Below are 5,624 nucleotides of genomic sequence, written 5' to 3' on the forward strand. Positions count from 1 at the left end.
CGGCGGAGGTGGCCGCGAGCCCCGCCGTACGGCCCGGCTCGGCGGGCAGCGCCAGCACGGCCTGCGCGTACGCCTCCAGGGCGACGAGCCGTTCGTCGTCGAGGGCGGTCGCGACGGCGGCCAGCCGGGGCACCGCGCGCAGGTCGGCGAGCGCGGGCCCGCGCCACAGGGCGAGGGCCCGCTCCAGCGAGTCGGCGTCGCGGCGGGCGGCCAGCGCGGTGAACTCGCGGGCGTCCACCGCCTCCGGCTCGATCGGCAGCAGGTAGCCGCCGGGGACGCCGTCCACGCGCAGGTTCGGGCGCAGCGTCGCACGCAGCCGCTTGACCAGGGTCTGCAGGGCGTTGGCCGCGTTGGCGGGCGGGTCGTCCGCCCAGAGCGCGTCGATAAGCCGCTCGCCGGTCACCGGACGTCCGGCTTCCAGGGCGAGCAGGACCAGAAGCGCGCGCACCCGGGATCCGCCCACGTGGACGGGCCCGGCGGCGCTCCGGACCTCCAGTGGTCCCAGGATGGATATCCGCACGGGCCTATCCTGCCCTCATCGCGGGCCGGGACGGAGCGTGGCCCCGGTGCCGCCGCCGCGTCACCGGGGCCCCGCCCGCCGACGGCTCAGAAGTCGTCGGGGGTGCGGACCCGGTCGCGGATCCAGGCGCCCGCCGGCTTGAGCCTGCTCGTTCCGGCGAACGGCCCGCTCGGGCAGGTGCCCTCGGTGAAGGCGGCGCCCGACAGGGGGTCGTCGGAGAAGTTCCAGTTGACCCAGCTGATCTTCTTCTGCGCCATCAGGTCGAGATAGCGCTGCGACTGCGTGAAGTCGTTGCCGCCGCCGCCGGTGAAGGTCTGGGTGCCGAACTCGGTGACGAACATCGGCAGCAGGTCGGCCGCGCGGGACAGGGTGTTGTAGTACGACGACCCGTGGCTGGCGGCGTAGAAGTGGAAGGTGTACATGATGTTGGCGGCGTTGACCGGGTTGGCGCGGATGGTGTCGGTCTGGTCGCCGGAGCCCGAGACGCCGAGCGAGGACCAGTCGGGGGTGCCGACCAGGATCGTGGTGTCGGGGTCGTTGGCCCTGATCACCGGGATGATCTGGTGCGCGTAGTCGCGGATGCGCGACCAGTTCACGCCGCTCGGCTCGTTCATGATCTCGTACAGGAGGTTCTTCTTGCCGTTGTGCCGCTGGGCGATCTCGGTGAAGAACGTCTTGGCCTTGTTGAGGTTGCCGTTGGCGAACGGGTCGCCCGGGTTGAGCATGTGCCAGTCGACGATGGCGTACATGCCGCGCGCGGTGGCCTGCTCGATCAGGTTGTGCACCCGGTCGGTGAACATCCGGGGGTTGGTGTCGTAGCCCTCTTCCTGGATGTACATCGAGATGCGCAGGACGTCGGACTTCCAGTCCTCGGCCAGGGCGTCGAGCGAGGCGGTGTTGAGGCAGTCGTAGTGCCACTGCAGGCCGTGGCTGCTCATGCCGCGCAACTGGATCTGCTTGCCGTTCTCGTTGCAGAGCTTGACGCCGCAGACGCGCAGCTGACCGTTGGCGGCGACCGGGGTGCCGCCGCCGCCGCTGCTGCCGACGCTGAGGCGGTCGAGGTTGGGTCCGCCGCTGGGGCCCGTGGCGGTGGCCCGCACGGAGTTGGCGCCCGCGCTCAGCGCCGCGTTCACGGTGACCTCGCGCCAGTCGGTCCAGGAGGAGGTGACGGGGAAGTCGAGGTTCACCGGGGTGCCGTTGTTCACGGAGACGGCGACGGGCCGGTTGCCTGCGGTGCCGTTGGCGTAGCGGAAGGTCAGCGGTGCCGTGCCCGCGCTCGCCGCGTTCACGGTGAACTGCACGTAGGAGCCGGCGACGTTGTCGTAGTTGACGAAGCCGGTGCCGGTGTAGCCGGCGTGGTTGGACTCGACCGCGCCCTGGGAGATCGTGGCGTTCTCGGCCTGCAGGTCGGTGCCGGGGGCGGCGGACAGGTCGGCGTCGAGGTAGTCCCAGTTGGGGTTGCCGCCGGTCGCTGCGGCGGTGGCCCGGACGGTGTTGGCCCCGGCGACGACGGGGGCGCTCAGCGTGGCGGTGGCCCAGGTGCTCCAGGCGCCGGTGGGCGCGAAGGCGCGGTCGTCGGCGACCAGGGTGCCGTTGACGCTGATGTCGCTCGGCCGGTTGGCGGAGGTACCGTTGGCGTACCTGAAGGAGAGGGTGGCGGTGCCGGCCGACGGCGCGTCGAAGGTCCACTCGACGTACGGCCCGGCCACGTTGTCGCCGTTGACGAAACCTGTTCCCGAGAAACCCGCGTGGTTGGACTCGACGGCCCCCTGGGAGACGGTGGCGTTCTCCGCTTCGAGCCGGGTGGGCGCGGCGATGGCGCCCGCCTGGGCGGGGAGGGTCGGTGAGAGGCCGGCGCAGAGTGCGGCGATGGCGACGAGCCGCAGGGATGGACGCATCGGTTCCCGCTTCCTACTCGTTCATTAGGAAACTTAACTAACCATCATCTCGGAGAATAGATCCGATGTCTGACGCCGACAAGGCCCAAGTTTGCCGGAAAACCCGAAGAATGGCGGCCAGAGGTAGGGTCGATGATCTCCAGAAAGGCATCTCGTGAACCCACTGCGCGTCGTACTGACCGGCGGCCCCGGCTCCGGCAAGAGCACCCTCGTCGGCCGCCTGCGTGACCGGGGCTACACCGGCACAGAGGAGGCCGGGCGGGCCATCATCCAGGACCAGAGCGCCATCGACGGGCCCGCCCTGCCCTGGCGCGACAAGGACCTGTTCGCCGAGCTGATGCTGTCGTGGGAGCTGCGCTCCTACCGGGCGGCCGAGCAGGGGACGGTCTTCTTCGACCGGGCCGTGCCCGACGTGGTCGGCTACCTGCGGCTGGAGGGACGCCCGGTGCCCGCGCACGTGCACGCGGCCGCGCTGCGCTACCGCTACCACCCGCAGGTCTTCGTCGCGCCGCCGTGGCCCGAGATCTACCGCAACGACGCCGAGCGCAGGCAGTCTCCCGAGGTGGCCGAGCGCACGCACGCGGCGGTGAGCGCCGCCTACGTCGACTACGGCTACGAGCTGGTGCCCCTGCCCATGACGCCGGTCGAGGAGCGGCTGGAATTCATCCTGGAGGAGCTGGGCCGGGCTATATCCTGAAATATCATTGTTTCATCTGGAGCCGCCCCCATGTTCTTCGGCATCAACGACATCTGGCAGTTCGTGATCGGCGCCCTGCTCATCATCCTGCTCCCCGGCCCGAACTCCCTGTACGTGCTCAGTCTCGCCGCCCGGCGCGGGGTCCGGCAGGGCTACCGGGCCGCCGCCGGCGTCTTCGTCGGCGACAGCGTGCTCATGGTGCTCGCGGCGGCGGGCGCGGCTTCGCTCATGCGCTCCACCCCCGAGATCTTCATGATCGTCCAGTACGCCGGGGCGGGCTATCTCGCGTGGATCGGCTTCCAGATGATCCGCGGTGCCGTACGGGCCTGGCGTTCCCCCGAGCGGGTGAGCGCGGCGCAGGACGAGCGGGAGGAGGCGGCGCCCTTCCGCAAGGCGCTGGTGGTCAGCCTCCTGAACCCGAAGGCGATCCTGTTCTTCGTCTCGTTCTTCGTCCAGTTCGTCGATCCGGCCTACGGGGCGCCCGTGCTGTCGTTCGTGATCCTGGGGGCGATCGTCCAGGTGTTCAGCGTCCTGTACCTCAGCATGCTCATCTTCGGCGGCACCTACCTCGCGACCCAGTTCCGCGCCCGCCGCAAGCTGTCGGCAGGGCTGACCTCGGGGGCCGGAGCGCTGTTCATCGGCTTCGGCGCCAAGCTCGCCACCACGTCCCTAGGCTGATCATCAGGGGAAACGTCCTCGGGGAAGGTGCCGGAAGGCGCGGTGGCACACCGCCGCGTCGGGTACGGTAAGCCACCGGCGCCTACCCCCGGAGCGGCCTTGACTCCCCCACCCGTCACCCTCCCCCGCCTGACCACGCTCGCGCGGACCGCCGCGCCCAAGCTGCTTGAGGCGGTCGTCGCCCCGCTGGCGATCTTCTACGCCGGGATGGTGCTGCTGGGATTCACCGGCGCCCTGTTCGCCGCCCTCGGCTGGGTCTACCTCGGCCTGGCCTGGCGGCTGGTGCGCCGGATCCGCGTGCCCGCGACCATGGTGCTGGCCGCGCTGGCGATCACCCTGCGCACCGCCGTGGCCTTCTGGACCGACAGCTGGCGCCTCTACTTCATCCAGCCCGAGCTCGGCACCATCGTCATCGGCTTCGTCTTCCTCGCCTCCGTACGGCTGGGCCGGCCGCTGGTGCAGAAGCTCACCCTCGACTACGTCCACCTGCCGGCCGTGGTCCTGCGGCACGAGCGGATGCGCCGCTTCTTCGCCCGGATCACGCTGCTGTGGGCGTTCGTCCTGCTGTCCAACTCGGCGGTGAGCATCTGGCTGGCCGTCCACGAGGCTTTCCCCGGCACCTTCATGATCCTGCGCACCTCAGTGGTGGCCGTGATGAGCGGGCTGGCGATCGCCTTCTCCCTCTACGCCTTCAGGCGCGTCCTGCGCAGGCTGCACCCCGCCCACGGCTGAGGCCAGCCGGAAGAGCGCGGTGAGCGCCAGGGTCAGGCCCACCACCATCGCGCCCAGGTCGACCAGGTCGGAGACCGGGGTGAGGATCGGACTGCCGCCCAGGCCGACCGGGACCGTGGTCAGGCGCATGGCGGTGTCCCACGCTCCCCAGGCGAAGGCCGCGCCCGAGCCCAGCCAGGCGGCGGCCAGCGGCCGCCACATCGGTCCCCGCCCGCCGCGCGCCAGGACCAGCAGCGCCACCGCGCCCATCACGAGGAAGGCGCCCTCCACCGCGTACGACACGTAACCGGGCAGCCGGGTGATCGCCGTGACCGCCTCCGGCAGGCCCGCCGTACCGCCGAAGCCCCAGTAGAGCTTGACCGCGCCCAGCGGCAGCGCCGCGAGCAGGCAGCCGCGCGCCAGCACGAGCTGCAGGGCGTCACCGGGCGGGGTCACCGGGGCGAAGAGCGCGGGCCAGCGGTCGCGGACGTACAGCACGAGGCCCGCTCCGAGCGCGACGGCCTGGACGGAGAACCCGCCGTACACGCAGATCATCACCCACTGCGCGATCGGCCCGTCGGCGGGGAAGATCGAGGACCCGCCGAAAGGCACGGCGACGGCCATGATGACCAGGAGGACCGACAGCAGCCCGATCCCGAACCAGATCGGCGGCAGGATCAGCCAGGCGGGCAGCCGCATGCCCCACCGCGTGCCGAAGGCGAGCGCGAGCACGAAGGCGACGGCCTCCATGGCGAACGTCACGGCGTTGGCGGCGAAGAGCGACCCGTCCTCCAGGAGAGCGGCGTCAGGCAGGCCGACGGGGACGCCGACCAGCCAGAGGAGCTTGATGGTGAGGTAGGGGAGCATCGCGGCCATCGCCACCGCCGAGGCGGTGACGCGGCCGATCGGGACACGTCGGCGAGTCATGTTCCGATCGTCGCGAGAACCGGCGCTACGGACCTCCCGAGGCGGAGGGATCCGCCTCCCCCGCACGGGGGAGGTCGACGCGCAGTTCGAAGCCGTCGCCCTGCGGGCCCGCGCGCAGGGTGCCGCCCGCGAGGCGCACCCGCTCGCGCATCCCGGCCAGGCCGTGCCCGCCGCCGGGCGCGGCCGGGCGGCC

General features: G+C 71.4%; 6 protein-coding genes. 3 read left to right on the forward strand and 3 right to left on the reverse strand.

Annotated elements, in window-relative coordinates:
- The coding region (locus tag ABD120_RS36375; RefSeq protein WP_343954915.1) for an AfsR/SARP family transcriptional regulator at window positions 1-520 on the reverse strand (520 nt) is incomplete at its 3' end.
- 86 nt (window positions 521-606) lie between these two features.
- Window positions 607-2,418 (reverse strand): cellulase family glycosylhydrolase, encoded by a 1,812-nt coding sequence (locus ABD120_RS36380; RefSeq protein WP_343954916.1) that lies wholly within the window; start codon window positions 2,416-2,418, stop codon window positions 607-609.
- A gap of 154 nt (window positions 2,419-2,572) precedes the next feature.
- Between ABD120_RS36380 and ABD120_RS36385 the strand changes: the two genes are divergently transcribed.
- From ABD120_RS36385 to ABD120_RS36395, 3 genes are all read left to right on the forward strand, one after another.
- The gene (locus ABD120_RS36385) at window positions 2,573-3,115 is read left to right on the forward strand and encodes an AAA family ATPase (protein ID WP_343954917.1); all 543 of its coding nucleotides are present in this window, start codon (window positions 2,573-2,575) and stop codon (window positions 3,113-3,115) included.
- 30 nt (window positions 3,116-3,145) lie between these two features.
- Window positions 3,146-3,793, forward strand: a complete 648-nt coding sequence (gene leuE / locus ABD120_RS36390; RefSeq protein WP_343954918.1) for a leucine efflux protein LeuE — start codon at window positions 3,146-3,148, stop codon at window positions 3,791-3,793.
- A gap of 99 nt (window positions 3,794-3,892) precedes the next feature.
- The gene (locus ABD120_RS36395) at window positions 3,893-4,525 is read left to right on the forward strand and encodes a VC0807 family protein (RefSeq protein ID WP_343954919.1); all 633 of its coding nucleotides are present in this window, start codon (window positions 3,893-3,895) and stop codon (window positions 4,523-4,525) included.
- On the opposite strand, the gene ABD120_RS36400 is transcribed toward ABD120_RS36395, so the two are convergent.
- Window positions 4,433-5,431, reverse strand: coding sequence for a hypothetical protein (locus tag ABD120_RS36400; protein WP_343954920.1), 999 nt, complete (start codon window positions 5,429-5,431; stop codon window positions 4,433-4,435). The genes ABD120_RS36395 and ABD120_RS36400 overlap by 93 nt on opposite strands.
- Between the last annotated feature and the right edge of the window lie 193 nt (window positions 5,432-5,624).

The sequence above is a fragment of the Nonomuraea longicatena genome (assembly GCF_039525605.1).
Lineage (GTDB): Bacteria > Actinomycetota > Actinomycetes > Streptosporangiales > Streptosporangiaceae > Nonomuraea > Nonomuraea longicatena.

Bases quoted from the DNA above. Each gene is read 5' to 3' on its own strand.
- ABD120_RS36400 (WP_343954920.1), bottom strand. From the start codon at position 5,431: ATGACTCGCCGACGTGTCCCGATCGGCCGCGTCACCGCCTCGGCGGTG.
- ABD120_RS36380 (WP_343954916.1), bottom strand. From the start codon at position 2,418: ATGCGTCCATCCCTGCGGCTCGTCGCCATCGCCGCACTCTGCGCCGGC.
- leuE (WP_343954918.1), top strand. From the start codon at position 3,146: ATGTTCTTCGGCATCAACGACATCTGGCAGTTCGTGATCGGCGCCCTG.